Origin of the sequence: Vibrio sp. Vb0888, from assembly GCF_033338835.1 — a bacterium.
In the GTDB taxonomy this organism is placed as follows: domain Bacteria; phylum Pseudomonadota; class Gammaproteobacteria; order Enterobacterales; family Vibrionaceae; genus Vibrio; species Vibrio alginolyticus.
Map to the genome: position 1 here is coordinate 1 of NZ_JAWOTL010000016.1, position 17792 is coordinate 17792.

Annotated in this window: 21 protein-coding genes; 11 read left to right on the forward strand and 10 right to left on the reverse strand. The window is 47.0% G+C overall.

What is annotated here, in order from left to right; translation table 11 throughout:
* The first annotated feature begins 161 nt into the window (after window positions 1-161).
* Entirely contained in the window at window positions 162-710 is a 549-nt protein-coding gene (locus R7P72_RS18775; RefSeq protein WP_005379096.1) for a gamma carbonic anhydrase family protein, read from the forward strand.
* 7 nt (window positions 711-717) lie between these two features.
* Here R7P72_RS18775 and R7P72_RS18780 read toward each other — a convergent pair whose 3' ends face one another.
* The 4 genes from R7P72_RS18780 to R7P72_RS18795 form a co-directional block, all read right to left on the reverse strand.
* Window positions 718-981, reverse strand: a complete 264-nt coding sequence (locus R7P72_RS18780; protein WP_005379090.1) for a DUF1488 domain-containing protein — start codon at window positions 979-981, stop codon at window positions 718-720.
* A gap of 3 nt (window positions 982-984) precedes the next feature.
* Entirely contained in the window at window positions 985-1818 is an 834-nt protein-coding gene (aroE, locus tag R7P72_RS18785; RefSeq protein WP_005379088.1) for a shikimate dehydrogenase, read from the reverse strand.
* 101 nt (window positions 1819-1919) lie between these two features.
* Window positions 1920-2837 (reverse strand): oxygen-dependent coproporphyrinogen oxidase, encoded by a 918-nt coding sequence (gene hemF, locus R7P72_RS18790; protein ID WP_005379086.1) that lies wholly within the window; start codon window positions 2835-2837, stop codon window positions 1920-1922.
* Window positions 2838-2884: 47 nt separating this feature from the next.
* The gene (locus R7P72_RS18795; RefSeq protein WP_005379084.1) at window positions 2885-3442 is read right to left on the reverse strand and encodes an L-threonylcarbamoyladenylate synthase; all 558 of its coding nucleotides are present in this window, start codon (window positions 3440-3442) and stop codon (window positions 2885-2887) included.
* Window positions 3443-3641: 199 nt separating this feature from the next.
* On the opposite strand from R7P72_RS18795, the gene purE reads away from it, so the two are divergent.
* Window positions 3642-4127: a 5-(carboxyamino)imidazole ribonucleotide mutase gene (gene purE, locus R7P72_RS18800; RefSeq protein WP_005379082.1), complete on the forward strand. Its 486-nt coding sequence runs from the start codon at window positions 3642-3644 to the stop codon at window positions 4125-4127.
* Window positions 4128-4131: 4 nt separating this feature from the next.
* On the forward strand, window positions 4132-5265 hold the full coding sequence (locus tag R7P72_RS18805; protein WP_213907442.1) for a 5-(carboxyamino)imidazole ribonucleotide synthase: 1134 nt from the start codon (window positions 4132-4134) through the stop codon (window positions 5263-5265).
* 66 nt (window positions 5266-5331) lie between these two features.
* Here the strand turns inward: R7P72_RS18805 and R7P72_RS18810 are convergent, their stop codons facing one another.
* From R7P72_RS18810 to R7P72_RS18825, 4 genes are all read right to left on the reverse strand, one after another.
* Entirely contained in the window at window positions 5332-5901 is a 570-nt protein-coding gene (locus tag R7P72_RS18810) for a type I DNA topoisomerase (RefSeq protein ID WP_005379078.1), read from the reverse strand.
* Window positions 5902-5977: 76 nt separating this feature from the next.
* Entirely contained in the window at window positions 5978-6457 is a 480-nt protein-coding gene (locus R7P72_RS18815) for a DUF494 family protein (protein WP_005379074.1), read from the reverse strand.
* Window positions 6458-6459: 2 nt separating this feature from the next.
* Window positions 6460-7569, reverse strand: a complete 1110-nt coding sequence (gene dprA, locus R7P72_RS18820; RefSeq protein WP_005379072.1) for a DNA-processing protein DprA — start codon at window positions 7567-7569, stop codon at window positions 6460-6462.
* Window positions 7553-8647, reverse strand: a complete 1095-nt coding sequence (locus R7P72_RS18825) for a LysM peptidoglycan-binding domain-containing protein (protein ID WP_005379070.1) — start codon at window positions 8645-8647, stop codon at window positions 7553-7555. Before R7P72_RS18825 ends, dprA begins: the two co-directional genes overlap by 17 nt.
* A gap of 138 nt (window positions 8648-8785) precedes the next feature.
* Here R7P72_RS18825 and def point away from each other — a divergent pair, with 138 nt between their 5' ends.
* From def to R7P72_RS18855, 6 genes are all read left to right on the forward strand, one after another.
* Entirely contained in the window at window positions 8786-9304 is a 519-nt protein-coding gene (def, locus tag R7P72_RS18830) for a peptide deformylase (protein ID WP_005379068.1), read from the forward strand.
* A gap of 33 nt (window positions 9305-9337) precedes the next feature.
* Window positions 9338-10285 (forward strand): methionyl-tRNA formyltransferase, encoded by a 948-nt coding sequence (gene fmt, locus R7P72_RS18835; protein ID WP_005379066.1) that lies wholly within the window; start codon window positions 9338-9340, stop codon window positions 10283-10285.
* An 80-nt stretch (window positions 10286-10365) separates the two neighbouring features.
* Window positions 10366-11649, forward strand: a complete 1284-nt coding sequence (gene rsmB, locus R7P72_RS18840) for a 16S rRNA (cytosine(967)-C(5))-methyltransferase RsmB (RefSeq protein WP_005379065.1) — start codon at window positions 10366-10368, stop codon at window positions 11647-11649.
* 63 nt (window positions 11650-11712) lie between these two features.
* Window positions 11713-13089 (forward strand): Trk system potassium transporter TrkA, encoded by a 1377-nt coding sequence (gene trkA / locus R7P72_RS18845; RefSeq protein ID WP_005379062.1) that lies wholly within the window; start codon window positions 11713-11715, stop codon window positions 13087-13089.
* A 9-nt stretch (window positions 13090-13098) separates the two neighbouring features.
* Window positions 13099-14544 (forward strand): TrkH family potassium uptake protein, encoded by a 1446-nt coding sequence (locus R7P72_RS18850; RefSeq protein ID WP_005386656.1) that lies wholly within the window; start codon window positions 13099-13101, stop codon window positions 14542-14544.
* A gap of 26 nt (window positions 14545-14570) precedes the next feature.
* Window positions 14571-15155, forward strand: coding sequence for a DUF3157 family protein (locus R7P72_RS18855; RefSeq protein ID WP_005379050.1), 585 nt, complete (start codon window positions 14571-14573; stop codon window positions 15153-15155).
* Between the two features lie 33 nt (window positions 15156-15188).
* On the opposite strand, the gene trhA is transcribed toward R7P72_RS18855, so the two are convergent.
* Both trhA and R7P72_RS18865 read right to left on the reverse strand, forming a co-directional pair.
* A complete protein-coding gene (gene trhA, locus R7P72_RS18860) occupies window positions 15189-15842 on the reverse strand; it encodes a PAQR family membrane homeostasis protein TrhA (protein WP_005386658.1) in 654 nt (217 codons plus the stop codon).
* Between the two features lie 70 nt (window positions 15843-15912).
* Entirely contained in the window at window positions 15913-16719 is an 807-nt protein-coding gene (locus R7P72_RS18865) for a sporulation protein (protein ID WP_238972167.1), read from the reverse strand.
* Between the two features lie 296 nt (window positions 16720-17015).
* Here R7P72_RS18865 and R7P72_RS18870 point away from each other — a divergent pair, with 296 nt between their 5' ends.
* On the forward strand, window positions 17016-17183 hold the full coding sequence (locus R7P72_RS18870) for a hypothetical protein (protein ID WP_005379043.1): 168 nt from the start codon (window positions 17016-17018) through the stop codon (window positions 17181-17183).
* 165 nt (window positions 17184-17348) lie between these two features.
* Window positions 17349-17615, forward strand: a complete 267-nt coding sequence (locus R7P72_RS18875; RefSeq protein WP_005379040.1) for a YihD family protein — start codon at window positions 17349-17351, stop codon at window positions 17613-17615.
* The last annotated feature ends 177 nt before the right edge of the window (window positions 17616-17792 follow it).

Here is a 17792-nt window from a genome sequence, read left to right on the forward strand (position 1 = left end):
TCAGCGAGGTGGCATTATAGAGATTGCGATCACATTGGCAAGCCCTTTTTCTCGTTTTTTTTGATTTTTTTATCGTTTGGGTGTTTTTTATTCTAAAAGGCGAGTTTTCACTACTATTCTACCTCCATACACCCTGTAATCGCCCTGAATAAGGAAAAAAGATGAGCTCAATGAGAAGCTACAAAGGTATAAAGCCTGAACTTGGTGAGCGTGTTTACGTTGACCCAACCTCTGTTTTAGTCGGTGATATCCGAATTGGCGATGATTCTAGCATTTGGCCATTGGTAGCAGCGCGAGGCGATGTAAACCACATTCACATTGGTGATCGAACGAATATTCAAGATGGCAGTGTTTTGCATGTCACCCATAAGAACGCCGAAAACCCAAACGGCTACCCATTGATTATTGGTAATGACGTTACGATTGGCCACAAAGTGATGCTGCACGGTTGTGAGATCCACGATCGTGTTTTGGTTGGTATGGGAGCTATTGTTTTAGATGCTGTTGTAATTGAGTCAGAGGTGATGATCGGAGCAGGCAGTTTAGTGCCACCTGGGAAAGTATTAGAAAGTGGCTACTTATATGTTGGAAGCCCAGTAAAACAAGCTCGCCCTCTATCAGAAAAAGAACGAGCTTTCTTGCAAAAGTCTGCCAACAACTATGTGCAGAACAAAAACGACTACTTAAATGAAGTAAAAGACTTGAACTAAAGCCCTGTTAACCGATGATGATATGGCCTTCTTCGTTGAAGGCTTCATCTTCTATTAGCTCTTCAGCCATTTCTTCTAGGTCGAATCGGTAATCAGTAAACACTTTAATTGCCGCTTGCTCAGTTTCAATCAGTGAACCACTGAGCTTTTCTAACTTTTGTTTCGTCACAAAGCACTCTATTAGTGCGCCTGATTGTTGCGCCGAAAAGTTTACCGATTGTGATACTTCATCCCATGATTGAATATCTGGGAATAAGATGGATTGATTCATCGCTTATTGACCTTCAAGGTTCTTTCTTAGTTCTCTGAGAATTTGTTTGGCACCAGGACGTAAGCCACGCCAGAGCATAAAGCTTTCCGCAGCCTGCCCAACTAACATTCCAAGACCGTCATACGCATGAGCGGCACCATTCTCTTTTGCCCATAAGTTAAAGCTCGTCACCCCTTTGCCATAAATCATGTCATAGCTTGTACTGTTAGCGGCAAAGATGGAGGATGAAATAGTCGGCAGTTCACCACTAAGAGAAGCGGATGTGGAGTTAATGATGACATCATACTCTTCATCAATACTTGCTATCTCTTTGGCGAGGATAGGACCGTGAGAGACAAACAGCTCTGCAAGCTCCTGTGCTTTACTAAAGGTACGGTTGGTAATGGTTAAAGAGGTCGGCTTTTGATCAAGTAGTGGCTTAATAACACCACGAGCTGCACCACCAGCGCCAATAATTAGGATTCGCGCGCCTTCCAATACAACCTGATGCTGAAGCAGATCTTGCACTAAACCTGCACCATCAGTGTTGTCACCGATGATTTCACCATCGTCTAACTTCTTGAGGGTATTTACCGCGCCTGCTAACTGAGCCCGTTCTGTCAATCGACTAGCAAATTGATAAGCATCTTCTTTAAATGGCATAGTGATGTTGCACCCCTTGCCACCTTCAGCAAAAAACACCTTCGCCGCGTCAATAAAACCATCAACAGGTGCACTTTCTGCGGTGTACACCAAAGATTGATTAGTTTGACGAGCAAACAAGGTGTGAATGAATGGCGACTTACTGTGTCCGATAGGATTACCAAACACGGCATAGCGATCGATTTGCTGGGTCATTTCCTTACCTTTGCTCCTTACTTAGATATAGAGAAAACAGGGCCACCTGATTACAGATGACCCTATCACTATCTATCTATATAGAAAAGGAGATTCCGTGCTTACCACTCTCGGGGCGTTAGGTATCGCTCGTAAAGTTCAGCTTCTGGCGATCCCGCTTCTGGCTCGTAGCAGTACTCCCAGCGAGCGAGCGGCGGCATTGACATCAGAATCGACTCAGTACGCCCACCACTTTGTAAACCAAATAAGGTGCCACGGTCATACACTAAGTTGAACTCTACGTAACGGCCGCGACGATATAGTTGGAATTCACGCTCACGCTCACCATACTTGAACTCTTTACGACGAGAAACGATCGGCAAGTAAGCCTGGCAATAGCCTTCACCGACTGCTTTGATGTAAGCAAAACACTTATCAAATTCCCACTGGTTTAGATCATCAAAGAACAAACCGCCAACACCGCGAGTTTCATTACGATGTGGTAGGAAGAAGTATTTGTCACACCATGCTTTATGCTCTTGGTAAACATCGTCACCAAATGGCGCACAAAGCAGTTTTGCAGTATCGTGCCATGATTGGCAATCTTCTTCAAATGGATAGAACGGCGTTAGGTCAAAACCACCACCAAACCACCAAATTGGGTCTTCGCCATCTTTTTCTGCAATAAAGAAGCGAACATTGGCGTGTGAAGTCGGTACATAAGGGTTTTTAGGGTGAATAACCAAAGAAACACCCATCGCTTCAAAACGACGACCCGCTAGCTCTGGACGATGCGCTGTCGCAGATGCTGGCATTTCTTTCCCTTCCACATGCGAGAAGTTCACGCCTCCCTGCTCGAAAACAAGGCCATCACGCATAACACGTGAGCGCCCACCGCCACCAAGACGTTCGCCCGGTTCACGATGCCATGCATCCTCGACAAAGACGGCCTTTCCATCTTCTTGTTCTAACTGCTGACAAATGGAGTCCTGAAGTGACATCAAGAACTGCTTTACGGCGTGCTTATCGATCGCTGACATACGTTATTACCTATTACGTGAAACCTAATGATGGCTGGTTAGCAGGGTTAACCCTGTCTTAATATTTGTGAAGTTTTGGCGTCACGAATCTCGCTGGGTTTATCACGACCGCTGGTCTCGCCACGAAGAATGGCGACCAGCTTATCACCCAACTGCTCTTCGACTTCTTCCGTGGTCATACACGGTGGTAAGCCGGAAAGATTCGCGCTGGTAGAGGTTAACGGCTTTCCGAATGCATTACACATTTTTTGCACCAAAGGATGATCAGTCACACGAACCGCAATTGAATCAAACTGCCCTGAAACCCAGTTGGATACTTTATCGCTCGCTGGCATGATCCAAGTGTATGGGCCTGGCCAAGTGGCATGAACAGTCTGTAATTGTTCTTCAGTCAACTGAGATTCATCAATATAAGGCAAGAGCTGATCATAACTTGCCGCGATGAGAATCAGCCCTTTTTCTACCGGACGCTGCTTGAGCTCTAATAGCTTTTGAATTGCTTCTGGGTTATCTGGATCACATCCGACACCAAAAACCCCTTCTGTTGGATAGGCAATCACTTCGCCTTGCTTGAGTGCGTTGAGCACTTGTTCAAAGTTATCCACCGATTACTTCCTATTTGTTTGACTGTGTTGTTTTCACTAAGTGTACAAATATTCATTCTCAGACACTAAAGCAATTTTTTTATAAAATGTATCAATAGCGCCAACAACAAAACGCAAACGTTTGCTTGAGATAAAAATCCCCGTATAATGCGCACAAATTTATAGCTCACCTAATTTTTGCAGCTTAAAGGAGTTTGAGATGAAAGTCGGTATCATCATGGGTTCTAAATCCGATTGGCCAACCATGAAACTAGCAGCGGACATGCTAGACCAATTTGGCGTGCCTTACGAAACAAAAGTCGTGTCAGCACACCGAACTCCTCAATTACTGGCTGACTACGCTAGTGGCGCAAAAGAACGCGGCATCAAAGTTATCATCGCAGGCGCAGGTGGTGCAGCCCACCTACCAGGTATGGCGGCGGCGTTTACTAGTTTGCCAGTGCTTGGGGTTCCCGTTCAGTCTCGTGCACTGAAAGGTATGGATTCACTGCTTTCTATTGTACAGATGCCAAAGGGAATTGCGGTTGGTACATTGGCGATTGGCGAAGCGGGCGCAGCAAACGCCGGTATCCTAGCAGCGCAAATCCTAGGCACTCATGATGAAAACATCATGGCGAAGGTAGAAGCATTCCGTAATGAGCAAACGGAAACAGTTCTCGCAAATCCAAACCCTGCAGAGGATTAATCAGATGCATGTACTGGTTCTTGGTGCGGGTCAGTTGGCTCGTATGATGTCTCTGGCTGGTGCGCCACTGAATATTCAAATTTCAGCTTACGATGTCAGCAGCGGTGATGTCGTTCACCCTTTAACTCAACAGGTACTTGGCCATGGCTTGGAAAATGCGATTACGCAAGTTGATGTGATTACTGCCGAGTTCGAGCATATTCCACATGACGTGCTCAAGGTTTGCGAAGCGAGCGGCAAGTTCCTACCAAGTACGCAAGCCATCAAAGCAGGTGGTGATCGCCGTATTGAAAAAGCACTGCTTGATGATGCTGGCGTGCGCAACGCGAAATACTACGTCATTGAAACTCGTGAAGACTTTGACCGCGCAATTGAACACGTTGGTATGCCAATGGTTCTGAAAAGTGCATTAGGTGGTTACGATGGTAAAGGCCAATGGCGCTTAAAAGAAGCTTCTCAAGTCGACGACATTTGGACTGAGATGGCAGAGTGCATCGCGGCAACACCAACTCAAGCGATTGTTGCTGAAGAGTTTGTTCCTTTTAACCGCGAAGTATCACTGGTTGGTGCTCGAAGCAAAGATGGCAGTGTGGAAGTGTATCCTCTTGCAGAGAACGTCCACACCAACGGTGTATTGAGTCTTTCTACTGCGCTTGATGCGCCAGGGTTACAGGAACAAGCAAAGCAAATGTTCACGGCAGTCGCAGATAACCTAGATTACGTTGGCGTATTAGCGCTTGAGTTCTTTGATGTCGATGGGGCACTTTTAGTGAATGAGATTGCTCCACGCGTGCACAACTCTGGTCACTGGACACAGCAAGGTGCAGAAACGTGTCAGTTTGAAAATCATCTGCGCGCAGTGTGCGGCTTACCATTAGGCAGTACGAAATTAGTTCGTGAAACCTCAATGATCAATATTCTTGGTGAAGACACACTACCAGAAGCATTGTTATCAATGGATGGTTGCCACCTTCATTGGTATGGCAAAGAGAAACGTGCAGGTCGCAAGATGGGACACATCAACGTGTGTGGCGACTACCCAGGAGAATTGCACCGTAGGTTGTGCGCTCTGGCAGACATCTTAGACCCAATAGCTTTCCCAGCCGTGCAAGCGTTCGCTAAACAGCCTCAACACTAACGTTTGGCAGCAAAAAAATAAAAAAAGGGTCGCACGATGCGACCCTTTTTAATTCCTTTGATGTATTTACCCTTGTTGGGTGTGCTGGCACTTACGGTTGGCACATTGCAATTTCACACCACTGGCAAGTTTCTTCTCCACCAACAGAGTAAAACCACACTCTTCGCATCGCCCCTTGACCGGAGCAAGGTTCACAGCAAATTTGCATTTAGGGTAGTTGTCACATGCGTAGAAGGTTTTACCAAAACGCGTCTTACGTTCAACTAAATGACCTTTACCGCATTCAGGACACGCTTGATGCTCTTGCGACTGTTTTTCTGGCTCTGGTTGATTAATCGACTCAATATGATGGCACGCCGGATAGTTACTGCAACCAACAAACATGCCGTAGCGCCCTTGGCGGAGTACCAACTCATTGCCACACTCAGGACAAGGCACACCCAACTCTTTCACGATGTGTCCATCATTGTTGTGCAGGGCTTTGATGTAATCACAGCTTGGGTAGTGGCTACAGCCAAGAAAGGGACCGTGTTTGCCATGTTTGAGGGTCAGCTCACCACCACATTTTGGACACGGCTCGTGCTCCAAAGCGTGTTCATGGGCAGAGAAAAGGGTGTTGTCGATTTTACTACTCATACTTACCGTTTCGTGAAAAACACACAAAAAGACAAGCTCGCGTTTATTCTAGTTAAACTCGAACTTGCCCAGATGGTTAGTGAAGAATCCCTTGTTCCTTGGTGTACAACAGCTCTTCCATTAGCGTGTAAGCGTTTTCGTTGCCAGGCACATTAAACAGCACCATCAGAATGATCCATTTGAGGTCTTCAAGCTCAAACTCACTCGTTTCTAATCCCATCACTCGGTCAATCACCATTTCGCGAGTTTCTGTGGTTAACACATTGATTTGCTCGAGAAACAATAGAAATCCTCGGCATTCCAAATCTAAACGCTGCATCTCTTTCGCTGTGTAGATACGAGTTGATGACGAAGCCATGCAAGTCGAGATTGCAGAAGAGGTGTCACTTTGCTGCAATGCGGCAAGCTCTTCTAACCAGACAAGGGCTTTGTAGATATCTTTTTGTTGGAAGCCTGCACGAAGCAACTCTTCTTCCAACTCGTCTTGTTCGACCTGTAACTCTGCATCGCTATGGATGTAGGTTTCGAATAGATACATCAGTATATCCATCATCATAGCTAGCCCCTCCCCTTTCGAATATAGCCACCTGAAACCGCAACGACATGCCCAGAGAGTTCTAACTCTAAGAGCTGCATCATGACTTCTTGGACAGGTATATTGGTCCTGTTTGCAAGAATATCAACCGGTGTAGCTTCACTTCCTACGTTAGCTAACAGCTGAGGAAATGGCAATTCTTCTTCATCATTTAACGTAGAAAATAAATCGGTACTCTGATTAATAGACCAATCAAGCAAGGACTGTATTTCATCTAAGACATCTTTCGTCTTTTCTACGAGGCAAGCGCCATGACGTATCAACTGGTTTCCACCGCAGGCATTGGGGGCATTAATTGACGCTGGCAGCGCAAATACTTCTCGACCTTGCTCAAGCGCGTAACGAGCTGTAATTAACGAGCCGCTCTTTTTCGCCGCCTCGACGACCAGTACACCAAGCGATAATCCACTAATAATACGATTACGACGCGGGAAGTTTTCTGGGCGCGGCTTGGCATTAGGCCGAAACTCAGACACCAAAGCCCCATGTTCAATAACACGTTGCGCTAAACCACGATGACGTGCCGGATAAATATTTGCTAAGCCAGATCCTAGCACCGCAATCGTCTTACCACCCGCTTGCAACGCACCATCATGCGCATGACCATCAATGCCTAAAGCGAGACCACTGGTGACAATAAAATCGTGCTGAACAAACTCTGCAGCAAACTGACGTGCATGCTGTAATCCATCAATACTCGCATTTCGACTGCCAACCATCGCGATTTGTGGCTGAGAGAGACAAGTAGAACTTCCTTGCACAAAAAGCAGAGGTGGCGGCGCAACGATTTGTTTGAGTTGAGGTGGATAATGCGGGTCAGTCAGTGTCAGGATATGATGATTTGTAGAAGCTTCAAGCCAGCTTAAACAAGCATCGACTTCTTTATCTGTTGAAGCCCAAGCTTGAATTTGCTTAGTTGTTAACCCAAGTTGTTGTAGCTGTTCAGGAGAGAAGTTTACGATGTTACGTGGCGTGTCTCTTGCCAGTAGCTTATTCATTTTGACGCCGCCAATGCCTGGCAAACAACTCAGTTTTAACCAGGCAGCGAGATCATCGTTATTTCGTCGATTCATCGATGGTTAATTCGTCCGCCAACGGTGACACCACCGAAATATCTTGGTTAATGGGTTTCTTACTGTTAGTGATCAGTGCCAAGCTAAAGTACTCATAAGGACGAATGACCAGCAACTCACCAACTTTGCTTTGAGGCAAAGTGATTTTCTTATCAAGCACGCCAAACTCTTTCTTGAACTCATCGCCGTCTTTGTAAACTGGGTGCGCGTCTTCTTTTAAATCAAACACACTGCCTTGCTTGAGATTATCTGACGTGCCTTTATCAATCACCACGACTTGGTTAGTTGAACTAAAGCGAATACCTTCGATATTACCTAGCAACTTTGCAGAACTGCCTTGTGGCGACGGCAGCGGATAGAACGTAGTCGTGAAGTCAGTATTCTCAACCGATTGATTTGGCAACGCGATATCGTTACGTAGGATTTCTTGCATTTGCGATGTAAGCTTCAAACCTGAATAATCACTCGAAGCTTCAACGAGCTCGCCTTTGGCAATCAAACGCAGCGCGGTAATCTCTTCGGACACATCGTCACGCGAAAAGGTAGCTACTGGTCGGTAAATAGCCCAACCTGTCGCGGTCTGATTGCCATTGATATACAGCACATCTTCTGTAGTCAGATACTTACTGCCTTTGCTGCTACCCATCACTTTTGCAGCATTGTTCAACGAATCTTTATCTAGCAACCGATCCGATTTGAGGTAAGGCATCACCAAACCTTCCGCGACCGTTGGTACGGCTTTCTTTTCTGTGATGCGAGCTTTCGGGCTCAGCTTCTTAACCGGTTTTAGGCTCAACACGGGCTGACCGTTAATCCATACCAAAGACAGCTTGTCTCCGGGATAAATTAAATGAGGGTTATCGATTTCCGGGTTTACTTGCCATAAACGAGGCCACAACCACGGGCTATCCAAGTACATGGCCGAAATATCCCATAGCGTATCGCCCTTCACAACTACATATGTTTGTGGCGCATCATCTTTAACAGTCAGTGGGTTCGCATCCACATTTGCTACAGCGTTGAAAGAGAAAAGTAACGGCAACGTAACACTGGCAACGTTGCGGAAAATTCGATTCATGACCCTCGTCCTTGGTCTATTAAGCAGGAACCAGAATGGAAATTGGTGCAAGGATGCTGTCATTTAGGCTATAAAATGTCTAGAATTGAGCCAACAAGGTTTGTGCTGTTTCGGCACAGTTCAATATTTCGAGTGAATATGTCTGTATTACAAGTATTAACATTCCCGGATGATCGCCTGCGCACAGTCGCAAAGCCTGTTGAAGCGGTGACACCTGAGATTCAAAAAATCGTCGATGACATGATTGAAACCATGTACGACGAAGAAGGTATTGGCCTTGCTGCAACGCAGGTTGATATCCACAAACGTATCGTAGTGATTGATATTTCAGAAACTCGCGATGAGCCGATGGTGCTAATCAACCCTGAGATTCTGGAAAAGCGTGGCGAAGATGGCATCGAAGAAGGCTGTCTGTCGGTACCAGGTGCGCGCGCACTTGTGCCTCGCGCTGCAGAAGTTACCGTTAAAGCACTGGATCGTGATGGCAAAGAGTTCACCTTTGAAGCCGACGACCTGCTAGCGATTTGTGTTCAACACGAGCTTGATCACTTACAAGGTAAGCTGTTCGTGGATTACCTATCGCCACTGAAACGCAAACGCATTCAGGACAAGCTAGCAAAAATCAAACGCTTTAACGAGAAGCAGCAAAACGCTTAATCTCGAACCATACCAATTAGAAGGAAGTCTACCTTGAGTCAGTCTTTACGAATTGTCTTTGCAGGTACTCCGGATTTCGCCGCCCGTCACTTGGCGGCGTTGTTGTCTTCGGAGCATGAAGTCATCGCGGTTTACACAAACCCAGATCGTCCAGCGGGTCGTGGCAAAAAATTGGCTGCGCCACCGGTAAAACAACTGGCGCTAGAACACAATATCCCGGTTTACCAACCTGAAAGCTTTAAGTCCGACGAAGCGAAACAAGAACTTGCCGATCTGAACGCCGACCTCATGGTTGTCGTGGCGTACGGTATGCTGCTGCCACAAGCGGTTCTTGATACACCTAAACTGGGTTGTATCAACGTACATGGTTCTATCCTACCTCGTTGGCGTGGTGCGGCTCCAATCCAACGCTCTATTTGGGCGGGCGATGCAGAAACTGGCGTGACCATCATGCAGATGGACATCGGTCTCGACACTGGTGATATGCTGAAGATTGCAACTCTGCCAATCGAAGCGACAGATACCAGCGCTTCAATGTACGAAAAATTGGCTGAGCTTGGTCCAGAAGCCCTGATTGACTGCCTAGTAGACATTGCTGCGGGTAAAGCAGTGCCAGTGAAGCAAGACGATGAGCTAGCGAACTATGCGAAAAAGCTCAGCAAAGAAGAAGCACGCATCAACTGGAACGACGATGCGGCGCACATTGAGCGCTGCGTTCGTGCATTTAACCCATGGCCAATGAGCCACTTTGAGGCGGCAGAAAACAGCATCAAAGTATGGCAAAGCCGTGTGGCAGAGCAAACCAGTGACAAGCCAGCCGGCACCATCGTACAAGCAGATAAAACCGGTATTTATGTTGCGACAGGCAACGGCGTACTGGTGCTAGAGCAACTGCAAGTTCCTGGCAAAAAAGCCATGTCAGTTCAGGATATTCTGAATTCGCGTGCGGCTTGGTTTGAAGTTGGCACTCTGCTGGTTTAAGCCATACTAGGGGTTATTATCCCCGATTATACGAACTTTTAGAGGGCAGAGATGCCCTCCTTTACTTTAAGGTACTCATCATGAATGTTCGCGCTGCGGCTGCTAACGTCCTGTATCTTGTCGTCGACAAGGGCCACTCACTTTCAAGCGCTCTTCCAGCGGCTCAACAAACGGTACGACCTCGTGACCACGCTCTGTTACAAGAGATCTGTTACGGTGCGCTACGTTACCTCCCTCGCCTAGAAATGATCGCAAACCAGTTGATGGATAAGCCGCTCAAAGGCAAACAACGTGTATTCCATCACCTAATTCTGGTTGGTATTTACCAACTGAGCTTCATGCGTATTCCTGCGCACGCAGCAGTCGGTGAAACGGTTGAAGGCACTAAAGAGCTGAAAGGTCCTCGTCTGCGTGGTTTGATTAACGCGGTATTGCGTAACTACCAGCGCAACCAAGAAGAACTCGACCAAATGGCCGTCAGCAACAACGCTGGCAAGTACGGTCACCCAAGCTGGTTACTAAAACTGCTGCAAGAGGCCTACCCACAGCAATGGGAAAGCATTGTTGATGCGAACAACCAAAAAGCACCAATGTGGCTGCGTGTGAACCATCAACACCACACTCGTGATGAATACCTTGCGCTGCTCAAAAATGAAAACATTGATAGCACGCCACACACAGAAGCAATGGACGCCATAAAATTGGCCGCACCATGTGATGTGATGAAGCTACCTGGTTTTGAAAAAGGTTGGGTTTCGGTCCAAGATGCGGCGGCGCAGCTCTCGATCAACTACCTAAAACCACAAGACGGCGAACTGATTTTAGATTGCTGTGCTGCGCCAGGTGGCAAGACTGCGCATATTCTAGAGCGCACGTCGGGCAGTGAAGTGGTCGCGATTGACTGCGACGACACACGCCTGAAACGTGTGCATGAAAACCTGAAGCGTCTCAACCTTCAGGCAAAAGTGGTTTGCGGTGATGCGCGTAATCCACAAGAATGGTGGCAAGGCGAGCAATTTGATCGCATTTTGCTGGATGCCCCATGTTCTGCGACTGGCGTGATTCGTCGTCACCCAGACATCAAATGGCTACGTCGTGCAGACGACATCGCCGCATTAGCAGAGCTACAGAGTGAAATTTTTGATGCCATGTGGACGCAACTGAAACCCGGCGGCACAATGGTTTACGCGACTTGTTCAATCACACCGCAAGAAAACGTGGAGCAAGTAAAAGCGTTTTTAGCACGTACCGCGGATGCGCAACTGCTGGATTCTGATCCCGACCAGCCTGGTCGTCAAATTCTACCAGGCGAAGAAGATATGGATGGTTTCTACTACGCAGTGCTAACTAAAACACACGCGTAACAGCATGCTAAATAGGGCGATTGAAGTGATTTCAATCGCCTTTTTCAGATACGAGAAAAGAGTATGAAGATCATTATTCTTGGTGCAGGTCAGGTTGGCGGCACACTGGCAGAAAACCTAGTGGGTGAAAACAACGACATCACCATCGTCGACAATAATGCCGACCGACTGCGTGAATTGCAGGACAAATACGACCTACGTGTGGTCAATGGCCATGCGAGCCATCCAGACGTGCTACACGAAGCTGGCGCGCAAGACGCCGATATGCTCGTCGCAGTAACCAACACTGATGAAACCAACATGGCCGCCTGTCAGGTCGCGTTCACTCTATTCAATACCCCAAACCGCGTTGCGCGTATTCGCTCTCCAGAATACTTGGCAGAAAAAGAAGCCCTGTTTAAATCTGGCGCTATTCCTGTTGATCACCTTATCGCACCAGAAGAACTCGTTACGAGCTACATCGAACGTCTGATCCAATACCCAGGCGCGCTGCAAGTGGTGAGCTTTGCTGAACAGAAAGTCAGCCTAGTGGCGGTGAAAGCCTACTATGGTGGCCCGTTGGTGGGTAATGCGCTATCTGCTTTGCGTGAGCACATGCCGCACATTGATACCCGTGTGGCAGCTATTTTCCGCCAGGGTCGCCCGATTCGCCCACAAGGCACCACGATTATTGAAGCCGACGATGAAGTGTTCTTCGTTGCAGCAAGTAATCATATTCGCTCAGTGATGAGTGAGCTTCAGCGCCTAGAAAAACCGTACCGCCGCATCATGATTGTTGGCGGGGGTAACATCGGCGCAAGCTTGGCAAAACGCCTAGAGCAAACTTACAGCGTGAAGCTGATTGAGCGTAACTACCAGCGTGCAGAAAAGCTCTCTGAGCAACTAGAAAACACCATCGTGTTCTGCGGTGATGCGGCAGACCAAGAGCTTCTCTCGGAAGAGAACATCGACCAAGTCGACGTCTTCATCGCGCTGACCAACGAAGATGAAACCAACATCATGTCTGCAATGTTGGCAAAACGCATGGGCGCTAAAAAAGTGATGGTGCTGATCCAACGTGGCGCTTATGTAGACCTGGTACAAGGCGGCGTAATTGATGTAGCAATCTCACCTCAGCAAGCCACTATTTCAGCCTTGCTAACGCACGTTCGTCGCGCTGATATCGTAAACGTATCCTCACTTCGCCGCGGCGCTGCGGAAGCGATTGAAGCCGTCGCTCACGGTGATGAAAGTACATCTAAAGTGGTTGGACGTGCGATTGGAGATATAAAGCTTCCACCTGGGACCACCATTGGTGCTATCGTTCGTGGCGAAGAAGTTCTTATTGCCCACGACCGTACGGTCATCGAGCAGGATGATCATGTGGTGATGTTCCTGGTCAACAAAAAATACGTATCAGACGTCGAAGCGCTATTCCAACCGAGTCCATTTTTCCTCTAGGATTTTCCTATGGTCAACTTACGTCCCGTACTGTTTGTTATCGGGCTGGTTTTATCCAAACTGGCCCTGTTTATGTACGTGCCGACTTTGGTCGCTTTCTTTACCGGTACGGGGGGATTCCTCGATTTCGCCCAAGCCGTTGTGATCACGCACCTTGCCGCCTTCATCTGCCTAACGATAGGTCGAACCGCCAAGTTCAAACTCAGCGTACGCGATATGTTCCTCATCACCAGTTTGGTTTGGACCATCGCGAGTGCGTTTGCCGCCTTGCCATTTGTGTTTATCAACCACATCAGCTTCACCGACGCCTACTTCGAAACGATGTCGGGTATCACCACGACGGGCTCAACGGTGCTCAGTGGCCTAGACAACATGGCGCCGAGCATCTTGCTGTGGCGCTCTATTTTACAGTGGCTTGGTGGCATTGGTTTTATCGTGATGGCGGTAGCAGTGTTACCTATGCTGAATGTCGGTGGTATGAAGCTATTCCAAACCGAATCATCAGATTGGTCGGATAAAAGTAGTCCAAGAGCGAAAACGGTCGCCAAAAACATCGTAGCGGTTTATTTGATGCTAACAGGCTTATGTATTTTGGGCTACTTGGTCACCGGCATGAACCTGTTCGAAGCAATCAACCATGCCTTTACTACGCTATCGACGGGTGGATACTCTACATCTGATGGGTCAATGAACCACTTCTCTAATGGCGCACATTGGGTGGCCACTACTTTTATGTTCTTAGGTGGTTTGCCGTTTTTGCTCTTTATCGCCGCATTACGTAAACGCCGTATTGATGTGTTGGTTAACGACGCTCAAGTTAGAGGATTTGCGTACCTGTTCGTATTCTCAAGCTTAGTGATTTCAGCTTGGCTAGTGATTCGAGATGGGTACACCATTTTGGATGCCCTGCGAGTGTCGATGTTTAATATTGTCTCTGTCGTCACCACAACTGGCTTTGGCTTAGAAGACTTCACCGCATGGGGCGCATTACCCACCACTCTTTTCGCATTCTTAATGATGGCGGGGGCATGCTCAGGCTCAACGTCTGGCGGGATCAAAATCTTCCGCTTCCAAATTGCAATGACGCTGCTAAACAAACAAATGATGAAGTTGATTCACCCTTCAGGAGTGTTTGTACAGCGTTATAACCAGCGACCGGTGAATGATGATATTGTTCGCTCAGTGGTGGCATTTGGCTTGATGTTTTTTATCACTATTATCTTTATCGCCGGTTGTTTAAGTGCACTAGGCCTCGACCCTGTGACCAGTATTTCTGGCTCAATCACCGCCGTTGCCAATGTTGGCCCTGGTATGGGCAGTGTGATTGGCCCAACAGGCAACTTCGCGCCTCTGCCCGATACTGCCAAATGGCTCTTAAGCTTTGGGATGTTAATGGGCCGCTTGGAAATTCTGACTATTCTTGTACTGTTCTTTCCTGCGTTTTGGCGCCGCTAAGCAGACTCTAATTAAAAGGTATAACAATGAAAACATGGATTACTCTGGCGACCCTACTTGCCGCCTCATCCACATACGCCGCCGAGGTCATCACTTTAGCCGATGGTCGAGAAGTGAAGTTGAACGATGACTTTACCTGGGAATACGTCATGAAAAAACCGGCGCAGCAAGCGACGGAGACACAAACAACAGCAAGCGTAGTTGAAACAATCGCAGCTCCTGCGATTGCGACAATTCCAGTGGTAACGAAAACCGTTGGCACGACCGTGGTGGTAAACGCCAAAAAGCCAACCATGCAGCTATCAGATTCAGGTGTGGATGTATTGATTGGTTCAGCAAGCTATCAAAGCGGTGAGCTTATTTTACCTACATCAATCACTAACCAAAGCTCTCAATCTGTCATTCAAGTGGAAGTTGAGGTGCAAGTGTTTGATATGTCTGGTCAGCAACTGGCAAAAGAAAACGTGACGGTTTGGCAATCCATCAAGCGCATGGCGGATACCTACCTGCGACCACAGCAAGCGGAACAAGGTAAGAGCATTAAATTGGCTGTACCGCAATCACAGCAATACCAGTTTTCTGCCAAAGTGCTAGAGGTAAAAACTCGCTAATACGTGTTTAATATTCTTTGTTGAGCCTATCGGCTAGATAGGCTCAACAAAGTAATAAATCGCAAAGAAATGGCACACGCAGCCAGCCAAAACAAAGCCGTGCCAAATCGCATGGTTAAAGGGAATGCGCTTCGCGACGTAGAAAATTACCCCTAGTGAATACACAATTCCACCAGCAGCAAGCAGTGTAAGTCCGCCGACATCCAAGTTAATAGCTAATTGATAAATCACAATCAACGATAACCATCCCATCACCAAATACGTCATCAAAGAAAGCTTTTTAAATCGATAGACGAACGCAACTTTCATGATGATGCCGATCAACGCAATGCTCCAAATAACGATCATCAACCCAAATGCTAGAGGTGTTCTTAAGCTGACTAACAAGAAAGGGGTATAGCTGCCTGCTATCAAAAGATAAATAGCACAGTGGTCGAAGGTTTTTAGCCAACGTTTCGCTTTGGGATAAGGGATCGCATGATAGAGCGTCGAGGCCAAAAATAGCACGATAATACTCGCACCATAAATCGCCATACTGGTAAGCGTTAAAGTGTCAGCTTGATGGTCTATGGCTTTAACTAACAGCAGTATCAAGCCAACAATACCAAAAATCATCCCTATACCGTGGGTGATGGTATTGGCCAGTTCTTCACGTTGACTGTATTGAGGTTTCTGCAGCTCGGACATCAATGCGCCTATACTAGAGTTTGAAATTTGCTCTAGTATGGCACATTAGGCTTACACGTGTAAGCTTAAATTAAGACTCATGAACGGCAGTAGTTTGATCGAGATAATTGAGTACCAGTTCGCCAACTTGATCTGGCTTAGTCGTGGCAGGAATGGTCAGCTCTCGCTTGAGTTTGCCACTACCCAGTAAGCTCGCGAGCATGCCACCTTGCCCCTTACGTGTGCGGTCAACTTCAAACCATAACTTGAGCTCTTGCTCACTGCGGTGGGCAACAAATTCTAATTCGCGCCACACGCCGTGGTAAGGTCCGTCGGTTGGCACCAGTTCAAACTCTTGCACAAATGGTAGATCGAATCCTTTCACTTCCTCGCATTCCACCTGGCGAATTCGTAAACCTTGCGCTTCAAATGCAGATAGTACCGCATCCATCAGTGGATCAGGTCGAACGGTGAGGATGTCTTTATCAGTCGGATCCAAAGCAGCGGCAACGTCTAAGCCGGTTTCTAACCATACTTTGGCATCACCAATGGTGATAGGCGTGTTCCCAGGCACATCGAGCTTAACATCGAAGGTACGCTCTTCGCCGGAATGGATGGTAAATGCGTAAGGGAGACTCCACTTAGCAAGCACATGAGTTTGAGGTACTCGGCGCATGCTGTATCCTTCTCGCGCACCACGGTCATCAGGGGCTTCGGCGATGTAGCGGCAACAGAGTTTTAAATCAATGTTGTCGATCGCTTGTTCAGTCGCACCACCATATACATGGATAGACACATCCACACTTTGACCTGGGTATAGCACGTCTTGGTTTAAGATTGAGTCGACCTTCGCGCTCCCAATCCCAAAACTGGCAAGTGTCTTCTTCAAAAATGACATAGGCACCTCCTTCATCGAGATCTCATACTACTACTGCTGATCGTGGGATCAAACAAAAATTGCCTCGAACATTGCGACAAAATGACAAAATCTAAACAATTCAATTGCTCAACTATCGACCAATTATTACAAGGATGCTAATCTTACACTTGATATGCATGCATATCGGTATTCCTGACTCATTAACTGGATTGGCGAGAGCCAGAAGAGTGATTCTTCAATCTTGTTGGAGCCTAGCTCATAATGATTCAGGCCATTACATCGGCAATGGATATGCCTGACAGTTAGGTAAATTAATGCGCCCAACAACAGTCAGGTTCGCACACACTAATACTAGTGCAATGCGCCGCCGCAGTGGCTTTACTACTGCACCAAAGGCAAAGCAAGTTGCGCCAGCAATGACATTGGTTGAGAAGACAGCAATGATGTCGAGTGTTCCGGCCAAAGTTATCAAAGCAGCTTAATCAAAAGCGCGGCGCCAGCTGCGCTTTTTTCTTTGCGCGCTACTCATAAACTTCAAAGACTTAGAACAAACCACGGTGAAAGAGATCGTTTTTCCTATTTGGTCTTAGCAAAGCAATTTGGTACCTTTACTGCTAATTACACCTATAAATTCTGTGGAGAAAGAAATGAAGTGTCATCGCATTGAAGAGCTGCTTGAGCTACTAGAGCCTGAATGGCATAAAGATCAAGAGCTGAACCTCTTGCAGTTCATCGTTAAGCTGGCAAAAGAAGCAGGCTATAAAGGAAAGCTAGAAGATCTGACCGACGATGTACTGATCTACCACCTTAAAATGCGTAATAGCAGCAAAGATGAAATGATCCCTGGACTCAAAAAAGACCAAGAGGACGATTTTAAAACGGCGATCCTACGCGCTCGTGGCATCATCAAATAACCAGCTCAACAGCCAGTATTCTTTAAGCGACTCTCTCTGTGAGTCGCTTTTTTATAACCAAAGTTTTTAGTCCCACAATTGGTTATAACTGTTCAGCCAATTATCAGGTTAACTGTACTGATTTTTGTTGTTAAACATTGACTGCGTTAAAGAAACGGAATTGTTATTGATTGTATA

Bases quoted from the DNA above. Each gene is read 5' to 3' on its own strand.
- R7P72_RS18775 (WP_005379096.1), top strand. From the start codon at position 162: ATGAGCTCAATGAGAAGCTACAAAGGTATAAAGCCTGAACTTGGTGAG.
- R7P72_RS18780 (WP_005379090.1), bottom strand. From the start codon at position 981: ATGAATCAATCCATCTTATTCCCAGATATTCAATCATGGGATGAAGTA.
- aroE (WP_005379088.1), bottom strand. From the start codon at position 1,818: ATGACCCAGCAAATCGATCGCTATGCCGTGTTTGGTAATCCTATCGGA.
- hemF (WP_005379086.1), bottom strand. From the start codon at position 2,837: ATGTCAGCGATCGATAAGCACGCCGTAAAGCAGTTCTTGATGTCACTT.
- purE (WP_005379082.1), top strand. From the start codon at position 3,642: ATGAAAGTCGGTATCATCATGGGTTCTAAATCCGATTGGCCAACCATG.
- R7P72_RS18805 (WP_213907442.1), top strand. From the start codon at position 4,132: ATGCATGTACTGGTTCTTGGTGCGGGTCAGTTGGCTCGTATGATGTCT.
- R7P72_RS18810 (WP_005379078.1), bottom strand. From the start codon at position 5,901: ATGAGTAGTAAAATCGACAACACCCTTTTCTCTGCCCATGAACACGCT.
- R7P72_RS18815 (WP_005379074.1), bottom strand. From the start codon at position 6,457: ATGATGATGGATATACTGATGTATCTATTCGAAACCTACATCCATAGC.
- dprA (WP_005379072.1), bottom strand. From the start codon at position 7,569: ATGAATCGACGAAATAACGATGATCTCGCTGCCTGGTTAAAACTGAGT.
- R7P72_RS18825 (WP_005379070.1), bottom strand. From the start codon at position 8,647: ATGAATCGAATTTTCCGCAACGTTGCCAGTGTTACGTTGCCGTTACTT.
- def (WP_005379068.1), top strand. From the start codon at position 8,786: ATGTCTGTATTACAAGTATTAACATTCCCGGATGATCGCCTGCGCACA.
- rsmB (WP_005379065.1), top strand. From the start codon at position 10,366: ATGAATGTTCGCGCTGCGGCTGCTAACGTCCTGTATCTTGTCGTCGAC.
- trkA (WP_005379062.1), top strand. From the start codon at position 11,713: ATGAAGATCATTATTCTTGGTGCAGGTCAGGTTGGCGGCACACTGGCA.
- R7P72_RS18850 (WP_005386656.1), top strand. From the start codon at position 13,099: ATGGTCAACTTACGTCCCGTACTGTTTGTTATCGGGCTGGTTTTATCC.
- R7P72_RS18855 (WP_005379050.1), top strand. From the start codon at position 14,571: ATGAAAACATGGATTACTCTGGCGACCCTACTTGCCGCCTCATCCACA.
- trhA (WP_005386658.1), bottom strand. From the start codon at position 15,842: ATGTCCGAGCTGCAGAAACCTCAATACAGTCAACGTGAAGAACTGGCC.
- R7P72_RS18865 (WP_238972167.1), bottom strand. From the start codon at position 16,719: ATGTCATTTTTGAAGAAGACACTTGCCAGTTTTGGGATTGGGAGCGCG.
- R7P72_RS18870 (WP_005379043.1), top strand. From the start codon at position 17,016: ATGCGCCCAACAACAGTCAGGTTCGCACACACTAATACTAGTGCAATG.
- R7P72_RS18875 (WP_005379040.1), top strand. From the start codon at position 17,349: ATGAAGTGTCATCGCATTGAAGAGCTGCTTGAGCTACTAGAGCCTGAA.